This window comes from Sphaerisporangium rhizosphaerae (genome assembly GCF_042665155.1).
Classification (GTDB): domain Bacteria; phylum Actinomycetota; class Actinomycetes; order Streptosporangiales; family Streptosporangiaceae; genus Sphaerisporangium; species Sphaerisporangium rhizosphaerae.
On record NZ_JBHTCG010000027.1, the window covers coordinates 86,171 to 104,960 of the forward strand.

Below are 18,790 nucleotides of genomic sequence, written 5' to 3' on the forward strand. Positions count from 1 at the left end.
CTCTCAGGTGGTGGTCTGCTCACCGGCCACGGGGGCCAGTTCGGCGGCGTACCGCCGCAGGGTGGGGTGGTGCAGCACGGTCATCACCGACACCGGGACGCCGAGCTCCCGCTGCACCTGGCCGGTCAGCTGGGTGGCCAGCAGGGAGTGGCCGCCCAGTTCGAAGAACACGTCGTCCAGGCCGATGCGCTCGACGCCGAGCACCTCACTCCACACCCGCGCCAGGCGCCGCTGCAGCGTCGTCGCCGGCGGCACGAACGGGGTGGTCAGATCGGGGCGGGGATGGCGCGGGGCGCCGGCCTCCTCGGGCGCCGGCGCGGCGGGCGCCGAGGCCGTCCACTGGGCCTGCCGGGCCGCGAGCGGGCCGCTGGAGGTGACCAGCCGCCCGAGCTTCGGGATCAGCGACCAGGCCCGGTCGAAGACCTCCACGCCCTCGGGGACGGTCATCGCGTACGCGGCGATGGTCGTGCCCGGCGCGAGGTGCGCCTCGGCACGGGTGCGCCACGCCTCCCAGTCCACCGACAGCCAGCGGCCCGCCCCGGCCCGCCGCGCCGCCAGGGCGTACGCGTCGAGTGCGGCGTTGGCGCCGGCGTAGGCGGCGAAGCCCAGTCCGCCCAGGACCGCCGCCAGCGACGACAGCGTCAGCCGGTGCGGCGCCCGGTCGCCGAGCGCCTCCTGCAGCGCCAGGAAGCCGTGCACCTTCGGCCGGAAGTGCGCCTCGGCCTGCCGCGCCGTCATCGCGACGGCGGTGCCGAAGTGGTCCTGGTGCGACACGCCCGCGCCGTGCACCACCGCGTCCAGCCGCCCGAACCGCTCCTCGGCCGCGGCGACGACCTCGCGCATGCGCGCCGGGTCGGCGGCGTCGGCGGTCAGCGCGAGCACCTCGGCGCCCGCCCGCTCCAGCGCGAGCACGTTGCGCAGGCCGCGGCGCACCCGTTCGGCGAGGTCCGGGCGTCCGAGCCAGGCCTGCCATTCCTCGCGCGGCGGAAGCGCGGAGGCCGCGGTCAAGACCAGCCGGGCGCGGACGGTGCGGGCCAGGTGCTCGGCGATCGCGAACCCGACCTCGCCCAGGCCGCCGGTGATGAGCACGACCGCGCCGTCGGGCAGCCCGGGCCGGGCGGCGTCGCGGGTGACGGGCGGCACCGGCAACCGCTCGTAGCCGGCCACCCAGCGGCCGCCGTCGCGGTGGGCGACCTGCGGGTCGTCGCCCTCGCATGCCTCGGCGAGCAGGTCGCTCACCGCCTGGCCGGACGGCGGCCGGTCCCAGGGCACGTCCAGGTCCACGTGGCGGCAGCGGATGCCGGTGTGCTCCTGGTTGAGCACCAGCGCGAGGCCGCCCAGGGTGGCGTCCTCGGGGCGGCGCAGGTCGTCGCCGACGACGTGTTGCGCGAGGCGGCTGAGCAGCAGCATCCGCGGCGGCTCGGCGGCGGGCCGGCGCAGCAGCGCCGCGGCCAGCGCGCGGGCGCCGTGGAAGCCGTGCCGCTGGGCCTGGTCGAAGGCCGCGGCCCGTTCGTGCGCGCCGGCGCCGTCCGGGACCGGCAGGCCGGGCCCGGGGCCCCACAGCACGGTGCGGGGCGGTGCGCCGAGCGCCTCGGCGAGGCGTTCGTGGTCGCCGTGGTCGTCGACGCGCAGGGTGAAGCCGTCGGCGGCGGATCCGCCGAACGCCCCGCCGGGCCGTACCGCCCACACCTGCGCCCCTGCCGCGCGCAGCCGGGCGGCGACCGCCTCACCGAACGGGCCGTCCCCCTGGACCAGCCAGGGCCCGAGTTCGCGCAGCCGCCGCGCGGACGGCTCGGCGAACAGCGGCCGCGCGCGCCAGACCGGCTGGTAGAACCAGTCGGCGACCTCGTCGCGGCGGGACAGGTCGGGCTCGCCCGTGGCGGCCGCGGTCCCGGCCGCGGGCCCCGGCTCGATCCAGTAGCGCCGCCGGCGGAAAGGGTAGGTGGGCAGGGCCACCCGGCGCCGGTGCCCGTCGGAGAGCACCGCCCAATCCCAGTCCACTCCGGACAGCCACAGGTCGCCGACCCGGCGCAGCAGCCAGGCGGCCGCGCCCTGGTCGGGCGGCGTCAGGCTCAGTGCCGGACCGCCCGGCGCGCCCGGCTCGGCGAGCGGCAGGTCGGCGAGCTCGTCGCGCCGGTGGTCCGGGCCGGTGAGCTCGGCGATCCGCAGGCCCGCCGCGGCCAGCAGGCGGACCAGGGCCGCCGGGCCGCCATCGTCCGCCAGTCCGGGAACCGCGCCGGCCAGCTCCTTCCAAGCCCGCGCGCGGGCCGGGCCGGCGTCGGGCAGGTCCAGGCGGACCGGCGGATCGCGCCGCTCGGCGGTCCCGGTGGACCAGCGCGCCGGGTCGGCGAGCGCGGCCAGCGCGTCCTCGCGGTCGGCGCACACGACGTGCGCGCGAACCGCGAATCCGGTCCGCGACCGCTGCAGCGTGGAGGCCACGTCGCCGAGGTCCAGGCCGGGGCGGGCGGACAGGTGCGCGCGCAGCCGTCGCGCGACCTCGGCCACCGCGTCCTGGTCGCGCGCGGACCAGGCCAGCAGGTACGGCCCGGACGCGGCGGGCCGCGGAGCAGGTCGCGGAGGCTCGCGCAGCACCACGTGCACGTTGGTGCCGCCGAGGCCGAACGAGCTCACCCCGGCGTGGCGGGAACCCTCCTCGCCGGGCCAGGGCCGCTGCTCGGTCAGCACGGAGAACCGGCCGCCCGCCTCGGCCAGCGCCGCGTTGGGCGTGCGGTAGTGCGGCGTGCCAGGGAGCACGCCGTGGCGCAGGGCGAGGCAGGCGCGGATGAGCCCGGCCACGCCGGAGGCGCGGTCCATGTGCCCGTGGGTCGGTTTGAGCGAGCCGAGAACGGTCACCGGGCGCGGGCCCGCCGGCGGGTGCTCCCGCTCGATCGCGGCGAACGCCTGGCGCATCGCCGACAGCTCGACCGAGTCGCCGAGCATGGTGCCGGTGGCGTGGCACTCGATGTAGCCGATGTCGGCCGGGTCCACTCCGGACAGCCGGATCGCGTCCTCGATGACCGCGGCCTGGCCCGCGGTGCCCGGGGCGGAGTAGCCGGCCTTGCCGCGGCCGTCGTTGTTCATCGCCGAGGCGAGGACCACGGCGTGGATCTGGTCGCCGTCGCGCAGGGCGTCGTCGAACCGCTTGAGCGCCACCACGCCCACCGCGTTGGCCACGACCGTGCCGTTGGCGGCGGCGTCGAAGCTGCGCACCGTCCCGTCCGGGGAGACGATCCCGCCCTCCTCGTACCGGTAGCCCGCCGGCTGGGGCAGGTCGATCGAAGCGCCGCCGGCCAGCGCGACGTCGCTCTCGTAGGTCAGCAGGCTCTGCACGGCCAGGTGGACCGCCGACAGCGAGGTGGAGCAGAAGCTCTGCACGCCGAGGCTGGGGCCGCGCAGGCCGAGCTTGTAGGACACCATCGTGGTCAGCGCGTCGCGGTCGTTGCCCGCGGCGAACTGCAGCTTGCCCAGCGAGCCGGTGAGGTCGGGGCGGGTGAGCAGGTTCCGCTGCAGGTAGTGGCTGAAGCCGCAGCCGCCGAAGACGCCGGTGGAGCCGGGCATCCGGTCGGGCCGGTAGCCGGCCGCCTCCAGCGCCTCCCAGCAGCATTCGAGGAACAGCCGGTACTGCGGGTCGGTGGCCTCGGCCTCGCCCGGGGTCAGGCCGAAGAAGGGGGCGTCGAACAGCGCCACGTCGTCGACGGGCCCGGTCACCCGCACATACCGCGGGTCGGCGAGCTCGTCGTCGCCGGCCCCGGCCGCGCGCAGCTCCTCGTCGGTGGCCCGGCGCAGCCCGGGCCGGCCGGCCAGCAGCGCGTCCCATAGGTCGTCGACGTCGGCGGCTCCCGGGAACCGTCCGGCCATCCCGATGACGGCCACCGCCGCACCGGTCCCGGTGTCGTCGGGCTGGTTCATCGCTTCCTCCTTCGCTGGGGGGCGCCGTTCCGCAGAGCCACGCGCCGCTGGTCGGCCCGGTCCTGCCGCCGCCCGTCCGCGCCAGGCCGGTCGCCGCCGGCGCCGTCCCGCAGGGTGTCGGCGAGCCGGGCGAGCGCCTCGACCGTGGGCGCCTCGTAGAGCACGTGCGGCGGCAGCTCGGCGAGGTCCAGGGCCACCCGCAGCCGGCCGATCAGGTCCACGCCGATCAGCGAGTTGCCGCCGAGCTCGAAGAAGTTGTCGGCGACGCCGACCCGGTCCAGCCGCAGCACCTCGCCCCAGGCCCCGGCGACGATCCGCTCGGTCGCGGTCTGCGGCGCGGCGTACGCGGTGGCCAGCTCCGGCCGCGGGTAGCGGGCGCCGGAGTCCTCGCCGCCCGGCCGCACGGTGTCCACGTCGAAGGCGGTGCTCAGCCGCACGATCGAGCCGAAGTCCTGGGTGGAGACGATGACGTGCGGCAGGCCGGCCGAAAGGCTCCGGCGCAGTGCCCGCCAGCCCTCGTCGAAGCCGATGCCGAAGCGGTCCCGGTGCCGGGTGAAGAACTCGCGCAGCGCCGGGTCGTAGCCGTCGAGGCCGGCCGACCAGGCGTTCCAGCGCCACTCGCCCCAGCCGACGGCGACCGTGCGCCGGCCGGTGGCCGCGCGGGCTCGCGCGAAGGCGTCGAGGTAGGCGTTGGCGGCGCAGTAGTCGACCTGGCCGGGGCCGCCGCCGGTGACCGAGGTGATCGAGGAGAACAGGACCAGGAAGTCGAGCGCGATCTCGTCGCTCTCCCCGGTGCGCAGGGCCGCGGCCAGGGCCTCGGTGCCGGCGACCTTCGGCGCCAGCGCCCGGCCGAAGTCGGCCGGGTCCTTCAGCTGCATCAGGCCGATGCCGGGCACGCCCGCGGCATGGAAGACGCCGTGCAGCGCGCCGAACCGCTCGAACGCCCGGCCGACCGCCTTCTCCACGTCGGACGGGTTGCTCACGTCCCCGGCGACGACCTCGACCTCGGCGCCGGCGTCGAGCAGCTCGCGCACCGCGGTCACCCGCCGCCGGGTCCGCTCGTCGGCCTCGCCGTCCGCGCCTTCCGCGCCTTCCGCGCCTTCCGCGCCTTCCGCGCCTTCCGCGCCCGCGACGATCGCGTCCCAGCGGGAGCGCGGGGGCAGGCCGGTGCGGCCGAACAGCACCAGCCGCGCCCGGCGCTCCCGCGCCAGCTCCCGCGCCATCGCCAGGCCGATGCCGCCGAGGCCGCCGGTGATCAGGTAGACGCCTTCGTCGCGCAGCGGGTCGCCGCCTCCGGCCAGGTCGGGTAGCCGGACGTGGTCGCAGGCCCAGCGCAGGCCGTGGCGCACCGCCACCACCTGCTCGCCGTCACCGGCCAGCAGCGCGCCGAGGACGCACGGGTCGGCGGCGTCGGTCACGTCGATCAGGCGGGTGCGCACCCGCGGGTACTCCAGCGGGATCACCCGCACCGGGCCGGTGACCGTGGCCCGGGCCGGCCGCAGCTCCTCGCCGGGCAGCACCTGCTGGGTGGCCCGGGTCACCACGTCCAGCGCCCAGTCGCCCCAGCCGACCTCACCCGCGGCGCGGGCCAGCGCGGTCAGCGTCTCGAACCCGAGCCGGACGTGCTCCCGCTCGTCCGGCCGGTCGGCCAGCGTCCACAGGTGCAGTACCCGGTCCGGCTGGAACCCGCGCGCACGCAGCTCACGCAGCAGCCGTACGGTGTCCTCCAGCGAGCCGGGCCGGACGCGGAACCTCTCGCCGTCCTCGGCGTACGCCGGCCCGGCGTGCACCATGACCGTGTCGCCGCCGGACGCGGCCACCGCGTCCCGCACCGCCGCGGTGAGCTCGGCGGCGCTCCCCTCGCAGGTGAAGACCAGCCACGAGCCGGCGGCCGGGCCGGCGGCGCCGGCCGAGGGCACCTGCCGCCACGCCGGCGCGTACAGCCAGTCCCGCTCGTCCAGCCGGGGCAGCCTGCCCGCCTCGGCCAGCGAGCCGCCGCCTTCCTGGGCGGGCTCGGCCGCCCCGGCCGCTCGCGGACGGCCGCCGGAGGCGCCGTCGAGCCAGTACCGCCGGCGCTGGAACGGATAGGTGGGCAGCGGCACCCGGCGCCGGGCGGGGGCGTCGCCGGTCGGTCCGTGCATGGCCTGCCAGTCGACGTCCACGCCGGTCAGCCACAGCCGGGCGAGGGCGTCGGTCAGGGTCAGGTCGTCGGGGCGCGGGTCGTGGGCGGCGGGCAGGGTGGAGACGATGAGCGGCCACCGCTCGCGGGGGCAGCCGGAGGAGCGGATCATCGCGCCGAGCGACCAGCCTGGGCCGATCTCCACGACGGCCAGATCGGCCCGGTCGACGACGGCGCGGATGGCGTCGTCGAAGCGCACCGTCTCGCACATGTGGCGGGCCCAGTACGCCGGGTCGCGTACCAGGTCGGCGTCCGCGGGCCCGCCGGTCACGTTGGACAGGTAGGGGATCACCGGCGGGCGCAGGGTCACGTTCTCCGCGATCCAGCCGGTCAGCTCCGCGCGCAGCGGCGCGAGCCGCCGGGAGTGGAACGCGTGGGTGGTGTCCAGCTCACGACTGGCCACTCCCTGCTCGGTCAGCCGCGCGGCCAGATCCCGCACGGCGGTCACGGCGCCCGCCACGACGAGGCTGTCGGGGCCGTTGACCACGGCCACGTCCAGCCCGGCCGGCTCCAGCGGGCCGGCCAGGCCGCGCAGCCGGGCCGGCGACAGCGGCACCGCGAGCATCGCCCCGGCGGGCATGGCCGAGATCAGCGCCGCCCGGTGGGTCACCAGGCGCAGCGCGTCCCGCAGCGAGAGCACACCCGCCAGGCAGGCCGCCACGTACTCGCCGAGGCTGTAGCCGATCATGAGCTCCGGCTGGACGCCCCAGGCCATCAGCGTGCGGGCGATGGCGTACTCGGCGGCGAACACCAGCGGCTGCGCGACGTCGGTGCGTCGCAGCGCCGCGGCCCGCTCGTCACCGGAGCCGGCGTCCGCGCCGCGGCCCAGCAGCGCGGCGAGGTCGGGCCCGCCCGCCCGCGCGCCGGTCAGCAGCCCGACCGTGTCGATACGGGGATCGCACTCCCGTATCACCTCGGCGCACTCGCCGAGCGCCGCGCGGAAGACCGGTTCGCGCCGGTAGAGCTCGGTGACCATGCCCGGGTACTGCTCGCCGACGCCCGCGAACACGAACGCGGCCCGGCGCTCGCGCGTGGCGTCGGTGCGGGCCATCGGCCCCGGAGCGCCCGGCAGGCCGGCCAGCGACGCGCCCGCCTCCTGCAGCGACCCGGTGACCAGGGCCCGGCGGTGGCCGAACACGGCGCGTCCGGTCTGCAGGGTGAAGGCCGCGTCCGCGAGCTCCGGCGCGTCCTCGGCCAGCAGCCGCTCGCCGAGGCGCCGGCACGCCTGCTCGGCGGCCTCGTCGCCCCGCGCGGACAGCAGCAGCGCGTGGTAGCGGCGCGCGTGTCCGGCGTGCTCGGCCGGGCCGGCGGCCGGCGGCTGCTCGACCACCATGTGGACGTTGGTGCCGCCCATGCCCAGCGAGTTGACCCCGGCCAGGCGCGGACGGTCCGGGCCGCCGGGGAAGGGCGTCAGCTCGGTCTGGACGTAGAACGGGCTGCCCGCGAAGTCGATCTCCGGGTTGGGCTCGGTGAAGTGCAACTGCCGGGGCAGCACCCCGGTCCGCACCGCCAGCGCCGCCTTGATCAGCCCGGTGACGCCCGCGGCCCGGTCGAGATGCCCGACGTTGGTCTTCACCGACCCGAGCGCGCAGGAGCCGTGCTCCACGTCCGGGCCGAAGGCCCGGGTCAGCGCCGCGACCTCGATCGGGTCGCCGAGCGGCGTGCCGGTGCCGTGCGCCTCGACGTAGCCGACCTCCCCCGGGCGCACGCCCGCGTCGGCCAGCGCCTCGCGGATCACCGTGGCCTGCCCGGCGACGCTGGGCGCGGTGTAGCCGACCTTCATCGCGCCGTCGTTGTTCATCGCCGAGCCGCGGATGACGGCCCACACGGTGTCGCCGTCGCGCAGCGCGTCGGCCAGCGGCTTGAGTACCACCACCGCGGCGCCGTCGCCGAACATGCTGCCGCGCGCCCGGGCGTCGAAGGCGCGTACGTGCCCGTCGGGCGAGGCCATGCCGCCCTCCTGGTAGAGGTGCCCGACCCGGTTCGGCACCCGGATCGACACGCCGCCGGCCAGGGCCAGCTCGCACTCCCCCGCCCGCAGGCTGCGGCAGGCCAGATGCGCCGCCACCAGCGAGGTCGAGCAGAACGTCTGCACCGCGACGCTCGGCCCGGTGAGGTCGAAGGTGTAGGACACGGTGGTGGTGAGGGCGTCCTTGTCGTTGCCCATCACGACTTCGTAGTCGTTGACCTCCCCCGCCGCGAGCAGGTCGTACTGCTGGGAGTGCAGGAAGTAGGTGCTGATGTTGGTGCCGCCGAACACCCCGACCCGGCCGCGTCCGCCGGGCGCGCCGTAGCCCGCGTGCTCCAGGGCCTCCCAGCACACCTCCAGGAAGACGCGCTGCTGCGGGTCGGTCAGCGCGGCCGCGCGGGGGCTGAAGCCGAAGAACCCGGCGTCGAAGTCGGCGATGCCGTCCAGCACGGGCCGGGCCGGCACGTAGTCGGGCCGCGCGGACAGTTCGGGGTCGACGCCCGCCTCGGCGAGCTCCTCCGGACTGAAGAAACTGATGGACTCGGTGCCGTCGAGCAGGTTCCGCCAGAGCTCGGCGACGTTCGCGGCGCCGGGGAACCGTCCGGACATGCCGACGATGGCGATGCGCTGGTCGCGTACGGTCGCCTCCGTCCCCGACGCGGCGGCCGCGACCGCTGCGACCGGCTTGGCGGGCGCGGGGACCGCTGCGACCGGCTTGGCGGGCGCGGGCGCGGTCGCCGCGCCGGGCGGCGGCACCGCGACGGGCGCGGTGTCCGCCGCCGGCTCCGGGCCGTGCCCGGCGAGAGCGGTCGCGACCGGCGTGACGGGGGGTGTGACGGGCGGCGGCTGCAGCAGCATGGCCAGGCTCCGCACGGTGGGGGCCTCGAACAGCGCCACGGCCGGCAGCCGCGTGCCGAACTCCCGGGCCACGGTCGTCAGCAACTGCAGTCCCAGCAGTGAGGTGCCGCCCAGGTCGAAGAAGTTGTCCTGCGCGCCGACCTCCCGCAGGCCGAGCTGCTCGGCCCAGATGGCGGCGAGCCGGCGTTCGGCGCCCGGCGCGGGCGGCACGAACGGCTGGGCCAGGTCCGGGCGCGGGAACCGCTGCACCTCGGGCGCCGGGGCGGCGGCCGGCTCGGGCAGCCGGCCCGCGATTCGCCGCGCCGGGTCCGCGGCGGTCGCCGTCATCGCCGGGCACGCCGACGCGAGCGCGCCGTCGAGGGCGGCCGTGCTCTGGTCCGGCGTCATCGCGTAGGCGGCGAACGCCGCGCCCGGCCCGCCGGCCAGGCGGCGCGCGGTCAGGGCCCAGGTGTCCCACTGCACGGCGAGCCAGCGCGTCGGGCCCTGCCCGGCGTCGGCCGCCTCTGCCAGCGCCGTCAGCGCGGCGTTGGCGGCCGCGTACGCGGCGAAGCCGATGCCGCCGAGCACCGCGGCGACCGACGAGAACAGCAGGCAGAAGTCGGGAGCCTCGGTCGCGGGCAGCTCCTCCAGCACCCCGCGCAGAACCCGCGCCCCGCCGAGCTTCGGCGCGAAGTGCCGCGCCGTGAGGGCCGCGCCCAGGTCGCGCAGCGCGACGAAGCCGTCCGCCCCGGTCTCGCCGGCCGCGTGCACGACGCCGTCGCCGCGGCCGTGCCGCCGGGCGAGGTCGGCGACCAGCTCGCGCATGCGGGCCGCGTCGGTGACGTCGGCGACCGCGATCTCCACCTCGGCGCCGGCGGCGGCCAGGCGGCGCAGCGCGGGCGGCGTCCCGGCCCGGCCGGTCCTGCTGGTGAGCACGACGCGCGCCGCGCCGCGCTCGGCCAGGTGCGCCGCGACGAGCGGGCCGACGTCCCCGAGCCCGCCGGTGATGAGATAGGTGCCGCCCGCCCGGATCGCCGAGCGCGGCGCCGCGGGCGCGGGGACGGGGACGTGCCGGGCGGCGAGGCGGACGCCGCCGCGGATGGCGACGGCGACGTCGTGCGCGGGCCGGCGGGCCTCCTCCAGCAGCGCGTCCGCCACGCCGGCGGCGTCCGCCTCCGCCGCGCCGAGGTCCACGGCGCGGCAGAGCAGCCCCGGGTACTCCTGGCGCGCGACGAGGCACACCGGGGCGACCGCGGCCTGCTCGGGCACGGGGACGTCGCCGGGCGCCGCCGCGCACCCGCCGCGGGTGACGGCCAGCATCTGTGGTCCGTCCAGGGCCGACTCGCCGAGCGCGCGTGCCAGCGCGGCGACGCTCGCGAAGCCCAGGACCGCGCTCCGCGCCGGGTCGCGCGCGTCGAGCGCCCACAGGTGCATGGCCAGCACGGGCCGGTCCCCCGCCTGTCCCCCGGCCCAGCGCACCAGGTCGGCGTAGTGGTCCGGGCGGTCCGGGTCGATGGCGCAGCCGTCGCCGGCGAGCCGGAGCCCCGCCCCTGGGCGCACCACGGTGCAGGGGACGCCGAGCTCCGCGAGGCGGCCGCGCAGGCCCCGTCCGGTCGGGGCGTCGCCGGCCAGGAGCAGAACGTGCGGCGTGGAGGGCCACGGCGCGGGCGCGGGCCCCGGCACGGGCTCCCATACCGGCGCGGTGAGGAACACCTCGCCGGACCCGCCGGAGTTCGGGGCGACATCGGCCCCGGTGGGCGTCGCGTCCGCTCCGGAGACCGCGGTGCCCCCCGCCCCGGAGACCGCGGCGCCTCCCGCCTCGGAGGCCGCGATGACTCCCGCCTCGGTGACTCCGGCCCCGACGGGCGGTACCACGGGAGGCGGGACCACGGAGGGCGGGTCGATCCAGTAGCGCGCGCGGTCGAACGGGTGGCCGGGCACATCGACCTTCCGCAGCGGGCGGTCCTGCTGGAACCGTGTCCAGTCCACCGGCACGCCCGCGAGCCAGAGCCGTCCGATCAGGGCGTACGCGGCGTGCCGCGCGGTGGCGGCGTCGCGGTCGAGGAACAGCGTCAGGCCGGCGGGACGCGATGGGCCTCGCGTCGAAGGACGCCCTACTGTGCTCGACAGCAGGCCGTCGGCGCCGAGTTCGAGCAGCACCGCGTCCTCGTCGCGCGACAGCGCGTCCGCCGCCGCGAAGTCGGCGGCGGTCAGCAGCCGCGCCCACGTCCCGGGGTCCTGGGCGGCGGCCGCGTCGAGCGGCTCGCCGGTGAGGTTGGACCACACCGCGATCGAGGGCGCGCTGAAGGTGACGTGCCGCCGCAGCCAGGCGGCCAGTTCCGCCGGGCCGGTCGGGCCGGCGGCCGTCATCGCGACCGCCAGCGCCTCCCGCAGCGGCAGCGCGCCGGCCAGGCAGGCGGCGACGGCCGCGCCCGTCCGGTGGCCGAGCACGGCGGCGGCGCCGACCCCGTGAGCCCGCAGCCACCGCCCCAGCCCGTACGCGGCGGCGAACGCGGCGACCTGCGGCGGGCTCGCGGCCAGGCTCGGGATCGGGGCGCCGGTCACCTCGGCCGCCCGCGCCAGGCACTCCTCGACCGCGTCGCGGAACCGCGGTTCGGCGGCGTGCAACTCCTCGGCCCAGCCGAGGCCGGTGCACCGGTCCGGGACCAGCAGCCGTACCGCCCGGTCGGTGCGCGGCTCCGGGCGTGCGGCCACGCCCGATCCCGCCCCCAGGGCCACCGCGGCCTCGGCCGCGTCGGCGGCCACGAGGAACCTGCGGTGCTCGAACGCGGTGCGACCGCGTCGCAGCGTGTACGCGACGTCCGCGAGGAGACCGCCGGAGGTGTCGCCGGCCAGCCGCCGGGCCAGCCCCGCCGTGAGGCGGTCGGCGGCCGACGCGGTGCGGCCCGACCAGACCAGCAGCTCGACGCCCGTGCCGCCGGTGGTCTCCCGGGCCGCGTACGGCGCCTCCTCCAGCACCACGTGCGCGTTGGTGCCGCCGATGCCGAACGCGCTCACCCCGGCCCGCCGCGGGCGCTCGCCCCGGGCCCAGTCGCGGCGCTCGGTGACCACGTCCAGGGTGGCGCCGCCCAGGCGCAGCTGGCGGTTGGGCGTGCGGAAGTTGAGGGTGGCGGGCAGTTGCCCGTGGTGCAGGCTGAGCGCGGCCTTGATCAGCCCGGTGGCCCCGGCTGCGCGGTCGAGGTGGCCGAGGTTCGTCTTCACCGAGCCGATGAGGCAGGTCTGCCCGTCGAACACCTTCTGCAGGGCGGCGAGTTCGGCCGCGTCGCCGAGCGCCGTGCCGGTGCCGTGCGCCTCGAGGTAGTCGATGTCGCCGGGGGCGAGGCCGGAGCTGGCCAGCGCCTCGGCGACCACGGCGGCCTGACCGCCGACGCCCGGAGCGGTGAAGCCGACCTTGCGCCCGGCGTCGTTGTTGACCGCCCAGCCACGGATCACCGCGTACACCCGGTCACCGTCGCGCAGCGCGTCCCCCAGCCGGCGCAGTGCCACCACCGCGACGCCGCTGCCCACCGGGGTGCCAAGCGCCGACTCGTCGAACGCGGCGCAGCCGCCGTCCGGCGAGGTCATCCCGCCTTCCTGGTAGAGGTAGCCGACCCGGTGCGGCACCTGCACCGAGACGCCGCCCGCCAGGGCGAGGTCGCACTCGCCGCCCGCCAGGCTGGTGGCGGCGGTGGCGACGGCGACCAGCGAGGTCGAGCAGTAGCTCTGGACGCCCAGGGAGGGCCCGGCCAGGCCGAGGATGTGCGACACCCGGGTGGTGAGCGAGTCCTTCTCGTTGCCCAGGCCGATCGCGAGCTCGCCGGTGGAGGCGACCAGGGGCTTGTTGGGCAGCAGGTTGTTGGTGAGGTAGGTGCTCCACGCGGCGCCGCCGAAGATGCCGATCAGGCCGCCGAAGCCGGACGGATCGCAACCGGCGTCCTCCAACGCCCTCCAGGAACACTCGAGGAACAGCCGCTGCTGCGGGTCGAGCAGCTGCGCCTCCTTCCCCGACAGCCCGAAGAACGCCGGGTCGAACAGGTCGACGTCGTCCAGCACCGCGCCGGCCTTCACGTACGCCGGGTCGGCCAGCAGGTGCTCGGGCACCCCGGCGCGGCGCAGTTCGTCGTCGGTGAACCGCGTGATGCCCGTCCTGCCGTCGAGGAGCAGGGCCCACAGTTCGCGGGTGCCGGCCGCGCCGGGGAACCGGCCCGCCATGCCGACGATCGCGATGTCGGTGTCCGACAACTCCGTGGTCGTCTGGTCAGTCACGCCGACCCTCCTCGCCTTCGCTCGCCGCCGTTGCCCGTGCGCGCCTGCCGGCGGCGCCGCCCGCGTTCACTCGCCGCGAGGGGCCGCGCGCCGGCCGGCTCTCCGCCGATCCGGGTGGCGAGCTCCGCGACCGTGGGATGCTCGAACAGCGCGGCCGGTGGCACGCTCACCCGCAGTTGCTCCTCCAGCGCGCGCACGATGCTCATGCCGACCAGGGAGTTGCCCCCGAGGTCGAAGAACGGGTCGTGCACGCCGATCTCGCCGATGCCGAGGAACGCGCTCCACACCCGCGCCACCTGCCGCTCCAGCGGGGTGCGCGGCGCGACGTAGGCCTGGCGGAGCACGGGCCGCGAATAGCGGCCGGCCCCGGCGGTCCTCCCACCCCCGTCCGCCTCGCCGCCGGAGGGCGTCTCGGCCGGGGTGCGCAGCTCTGCCCAGCGCCGGGCGAGCAGGTCCAGCGGCTCGCCGACGACCATGACGGTGGACCGTCCCTCGGCGGCGAGGCCCGCCGCGCGGGCGCTGCCCTCGGCCACGCCGATGCCATGGCGATCGCGGTAGTCGCGTACGGCCCGCGCCAGCGCCGGCGAGTGGGCCAGCGCCGCCGACTGCCAGGCGTCGTGCCGCCACGGTCCCCACGACACCGAGCAGACACGGGTACCGGTGGGCTGGTCGGCCGCGGCGGCGAACGCGTCCAGCACGGCGTTGGCCGCGCCGTAGTCGCTCTCGCCCGGGCCGCCGACCTCGGCGGCGACCGAGGAGTAGCACAGCAGCAGTTCCAGCCGCTCTCCCGGCGGGGCGCCCGGACCGGCCAGCTCCAGCAAGGGGCCGAGGGCGGCGACCTTGGGCGCGAGCACGGCCCGCGCCTGCGCCGGGGTCTTGTGCTGGATGAGACCGCCGCCGGGGACACCGGCGGCGTGCACTATCCCGTGCAGCGCGCCGAAGTGCCGCCGCGCCTCGCCCACCGCCCGGCGCAGTTGCGCCGGGTCACCGGCGTCCGCGGCGAGCAGCAGCACCTCGGCCCCGAGCGCGGTCACCTCCGCGACCCCGCGCGCGGTCCGCGCGAGCCGCTCGTCGCCCGCCTCGGGCAGGCCGGGTCGGTCGGCGAGCGCGGGGAGCGGGCCGCGGCCCAGCAACGCCAGCCGGCGTACGCCGGTGCGGGCGAGTTCCCGCGCCAGGGCCAGGCCGAGGCCGCGGGTGCCGCCGGTGATGAGGTAGACCCCGTCCGGCCGCCACGCGGGGGCGCCGCGGCCGATGGGCGGGCGGTGGCCGGTGGTATCCGGCCGCCAGGACCGGGTCCACCGGTGTCCCCGCCGCCAGGCGACCAGCGCGCCGGGGCCGGTGGGCTGGTCGTCCAGGCGCAGCCGCCCCAGCTCCTCGCGGACCTGACGGGCGCGCTCGGCCGCGCCGTCGCGGGCGTCGAGATCCAGTCCCGACCAGCGCGCCCCCGGGTACTCGTGAGGGAGCGAGCGGCCGAACCCGTGCACCGCGGCCCGCTCGGGCGCGGACGCCTCCCCGCCGACCACCTCGGCGCAGCCCGCCGACACGGTCAGCAGGCGCAGGCCGGCCCCGGGCACCTGGCCGCCCAGCGCCTGGGTGAGCAGCAACAGGCTGTCGAAACCGTGACGCAGCGCGCCGTCGAGCGTGGCGTCCGGGTCCCGCGCCGCGTCGCCGAGCAGCGCGCCGGTGTTCAGGCTCCACAGGTGGACCACGGTCACCGGGCCGGGGCCGTCACCGAGTTCCGCGACGAGCCGGCGGTAGTGGCCGGCGTCGGCGGGGTCGATCACGCACCGGTCGCCCTGCCGCTGGTAACCGTCGCCGGGACGCGCCTCCAGCACTGTGCCGCCCTCGGCACGCAGCCGCGCGGCCAGGTGGGCGCCGACCCCGTCCGGATCGGCCAGGACCAGGTGCCGTTCCCCGGGCGCCGGCGCGGTGTCCGGGGCCGGAGCCGGGCGGACGCTGTCGCGCGTCCACTGCGGGACGTAGGTGAGCAGGCCCTGCGGCGCGGCGTGCATGGGCGCGGAGGCGGCCTCCGGGTCCGGTTCGGGCCAGTAGCGCGAGCGCTGGAACGGGTAGGTCGGCAGGCTCACGATCCGGCCGGCGCCGCCGTGGCCGGGCTCGCCCGCGCCGCGTTCCCACAGGTCACCGAGGGCGCGCAGCACGGTCCCCCGCTCGCCGGCGTCGGGGCCGGGCCGGGTGCGGCGCTCCTCGGGCGAGCGCATGGTGGCGACGACGACGCCGTCCGGCCCGGCGAGGCCGTTCTGGCGCAGCAGCGTGCCGAGGGTGGTTCCGGGGCCGACCTCGACCAGGACGTCGGCGTGCCGCCGCAGCTCGGCCGCGCCCTGCGCGTAGCGCACGGGCCGGCACAGGTGGTCGGCCCAGTAGCGCGGGCTGGTCGCCTCCTCGCCGGTCAGCCAGGTGCCGGTGGTGTTGGAGACGATGGGCACGGAGGGCGCCGAACGGGCGACGCCCGCGATCAGCGCCGCGAGGTCGTCCCGCACCGGGTCCAGGAGCGGGGCGTGGAAGGCGTGGTCGCTGCGCATGCGCACGGAGGCGACACCGCGGCCGGCCAGCCGCCGGGCGGCGTCGGTGACCGCGTCGGCGGTGCCGGACAGCACGGTCATGGCAGGCCCGTTCAGGGCGGCGACGGCGATCGATCCGGCGGCGAGGACGTCGCCGAGATCGTCGGCGAGGTCGTCCGGCGCCGCGGCGACGGCCAGCATGGCGCCACGCGGGACCGTCTCGATGAGTTCGGCCCGCCGCACCACCACGGCCAGCGCGTCCTCCAGGGTGAACACCCCGGCCAGGCAGGCGGCGGCGTACTCGCCGAGGCTGTAGCCGAGCAGCGCGGCCGGCCGGATGCCGCGGCTGCCGAGCAGGGCGGCCAGGGCCATCTCGACGGTGAACACGTACGGGTGCGAGAGGCCGGCGCGGGCGAGCGGGTCGCCGCCCGCGGTCCCCCGCCGCGCGGCCGCCAGAGAGGCGAAGGCGTCACCGTCCGGCGGAGCCCCCGCGAGAGCGGCGAAGGCGTCCGGCCGGTCCGCCGCGGGGCCGGTGAACAGCAGCGGGGCGAGGTCCATCCCGTGGTCGCGGGCGAGCACGTCCAGGCAGCGGTCCACGACGTCGGCGAAGGCGGGCTCGGTCGCGTAGAGCTCCCGGCCCATGCCCTGGTGGTGGTCGCCGACGCCGGGCAGCAGGTACGCCACGCGGGGGCGGTGGCCCCCGTGGCGCAGCACGTGCGCCGGGACGAAGGGCGTGGCCGACAGCTGCGCCACCGCGTCGGCGACGCCGGCCGCCACCAGCGCGCGGCGCGCCGGCAGGCGGGCGCGTCCCTCGTCGAGCGTGCGGGCCACGTCGGCCAGGTCCGGTGCGGGCCCCTCGGCCAGGTGCCGGGCCAGCCCCGCCGCCTGCTCCCGCAGCGCCTCAGGGCTCGCCGCCGACAGCAACAGCAGGCTCGCGCCCAAGACCGGGACCGCGTCCGAGGCCGGGACCGCGTCCGAGGCCGGGACCGCGTCCGAGGCCGGGACCGCGTCCGAGGCCGGGACCGCGTCCGAGGCCGGGACCGCGTCCGAGGCCGGAATCGTGATCGGGGCCGGGTCCGCCACGTCCTGTGGCACCGCCCGGTGCCCGGCAGGCACGGCCGACGTGACAGACCCGGAGAACCCGGCGAACCCGGCCGACCCGGCGGACGCAGCCGACCCAGCCGACCCAGCCGACCCAGCCGACCCAGCCGACCCAGCGGACGCGGCGGACGCGGCGGACGCGGCGGACGCGGCGGACGCGGCGGACGCGGCGGACGCGGTGAGTGCGACCGGCGCGGTGGCCGCGGGTGGGGGTGCCTGCAGCAGGCAGTGGGCGTTGGTGCCGGACCAGCCGAAGGAGCTGACCCCGGCGACCGCCGCGGCGGGCGCCGGCAGCTCCAGGCGCCCCGGCACGGGCCGGACCGGACCGTCCGGCTCGACGGCGCCGTTGGGGGTCTCCAGGTGCAGGTTCGGCGGCAGCTCGCCGTGCTCCAGAGCGAGCACCGTCTTGATCAGACCGGCCATGCCCGCGGCCGCGAGCAGGTGACCGACCTGGGTCTTGACGGCGCCGACCCACAGCGGCGCGGTGCGGGCCGCGCCGAAGACCTCCCGCAGGGCGGACAGCTCGATCTCGTCGCCGAGCGCGGTGCCGGAGCCGTGGGCCTCCACGAACGCCACGTCCCACGGGGCGACGCCGGCGTCGGCCAGGGCGTCACGGATGACGGCGGTCTGCGAGGCCATGTTGGGCGCGGTCAGCCCGTTGCTGCGGCCGTCCTGGTTGACGGCGGAGCCGAGCAGAACGGCGCGGATACGGTGCCCGTGGCGTACCGCGTCGGACATCCGCTCCAGGATCACCGCCCCGCCGCCCTCGCCCATGGCGAAGCCGTCGGCGGCGGCGTCGAAGGTCTTGCAGCGGCCGTCCCGGGCCAGCATCGACATCGCGCATCCCTGCACGAAGACCTCCGGGTGCAGGATGAGCGAGGCCGCCGTGACGATCACCAGGTCGGTCTCGCCGCGGCGCAGGCTCTGCCCGCCGAGGTGCAGCGCGGCCAGCGCCGAGGAGCAGGCCGTGTCGATCGTGAAGGCGGGGCCGCGCAGGTCCAGGCGGTGCGCGATGCGCCCGGCGGCGACGCTGGGCGCCGCGCCGAGCCCGAAGGTCGGGTCGGTGAGCAGGCCGTCGCCGTGCAGGTCCCGCTGCAGGCGGGTGTACTGGCCGGAGTCCATGAGGCCCGCGAAGACACCGGTACGGTCGCCGGCGATGCCGTCCGGCCGCAGGCCCGCGTTCTCCAGCGCCTCCCACACCAGTTCCAGCAGCAGCCGGTGCTGCGGGTCCGTGCGCAGCGCCTCCTGCGGTGAGAGGCCGAACAGCGCGGCGTCGAATCCGGCGACGTCGCTCAGGAACGCCGCCTCGCGGGTGTAGGAGTAGCGGCTGGAGGTGGGCCGTTCGTGGTCGAAGGCCGGCGGCTCCTGCCAGCGCGACGCCGGGATCTCGGTGACCGCGTGGACGCCCTTGACCAGGTTGTCCCAGTACGCCTCCGGGGTGTCGGCGCCGCCGGGGAACCGGCAGGCCACACCGACGATCACGACCGGGTCGCGCGGCCCGCCGTCACGCGGGACACCGCCGTGGGGCACGCCGCCGTGCGCGGCGTGCGGACCGTCGCGGGCCGGGGCGGGGCCGGCGTCCGCGAGGCCCGTGGCCAGCGCCGCGGGGGTGGGCCAGCGGTAGGCCACCGCCGGGTCGACCGGGGCGCCGAGCCGGTCCTCGAGTTCGGCGAGCAGGCCGACGAGTTCGACCGAGGCGAGCCCATGGGCGGCGAAGGTGTCCGTGGGGTCGATGTCGTCGGCGGCGCGGCCGGTGAGGTCGGCCAGCCGGCCGACGATCCACCGTTCGACTTCTCCGGGATCAGACACCTGCTGTCCTTTCGTCGAGCATTTCGCCGTGCCGCGTCCTATACCGGGCGACGCCTTCCAGAACGCTGAGACCGAGGCTAGACAGTCGCGCTTTCACCTCATTTACATGGCGTTTTCAGGGCCCTTTCACGCCGCTGTCAGCACGCTGTCCGATCTATTACACGGGCCCGCGAGGCAGGATGAGCGACGACGAACGGGGAT

Annotated in this window: 3 protein-coding genes; all 3 read right to left on the reverse strand. The window is 77.4% G+C overall.

Features of this window, described 5'->3' with window-relative positions:
• Window positions 1-3: 3 nt before the first annotated feature.
• Genes ACFQSB_RS30320 through ACFQSB_RS30330 form a run of 3 tightly spaced genes read right to left on the reverse strand, consistent with a single transcriptional unit; the run spans window position 4 to window position 18,589 of the window.
• Window positions 4-3,909 carry an SDR family oxidoreductase gene (locus ACFQSB_RS30320; protein WP_380830264.1) on the reverse strand — a complete coding sequence of 1,302 codons (3,906 nt, stop codon included), beginning with the start codon at window positions 3,907-3,909 and terminating at the stop codon, window positions 4-6.
• On the reverse strand, window positions 3,906-13,160 hold the full coding sequence (locus ACFQSB_RS30325; protein WP_380830266.1) for a type I polyketide synthase: 9,255 nt from the start codon (window positions 13,158-13,160) through the stop codon (window positions 3,906-3,908). Before ACFQSB_RS30325 ends, ACFQSB_RS30320 begins: the two co-directional genes overlap by 4 nt.
• On the reverse strand, window positions 13,157-18,589 hold the full coding sequence (locus ACFQSB_RS30330; protein WP_380830267.1) for an SDR family NAD(P)-dependent oxidoreductase: 5,433 nt from the start codon (window positions 18,587-18,589) through the stop codon (window positions 13,157-13,159). The genes ACFQSB_RS30325 and ACFQSB_RS30330 overlap by 4 nt, the downstream gene beginning before the upstream one ends.
• Window positions 18,590-18,790: the final 201 nt, after the last annotated feature.

Excerpts from the sequence above, each read along its gene's own strand:
- ACFQSB_RS30320 (WP_380830264.1), bottom strand. The coding sequence starts at position 3,909 with ATGAACCAGCCCGACGACACCGGGACCGGTGCGGCGGTGGCCGTCATC.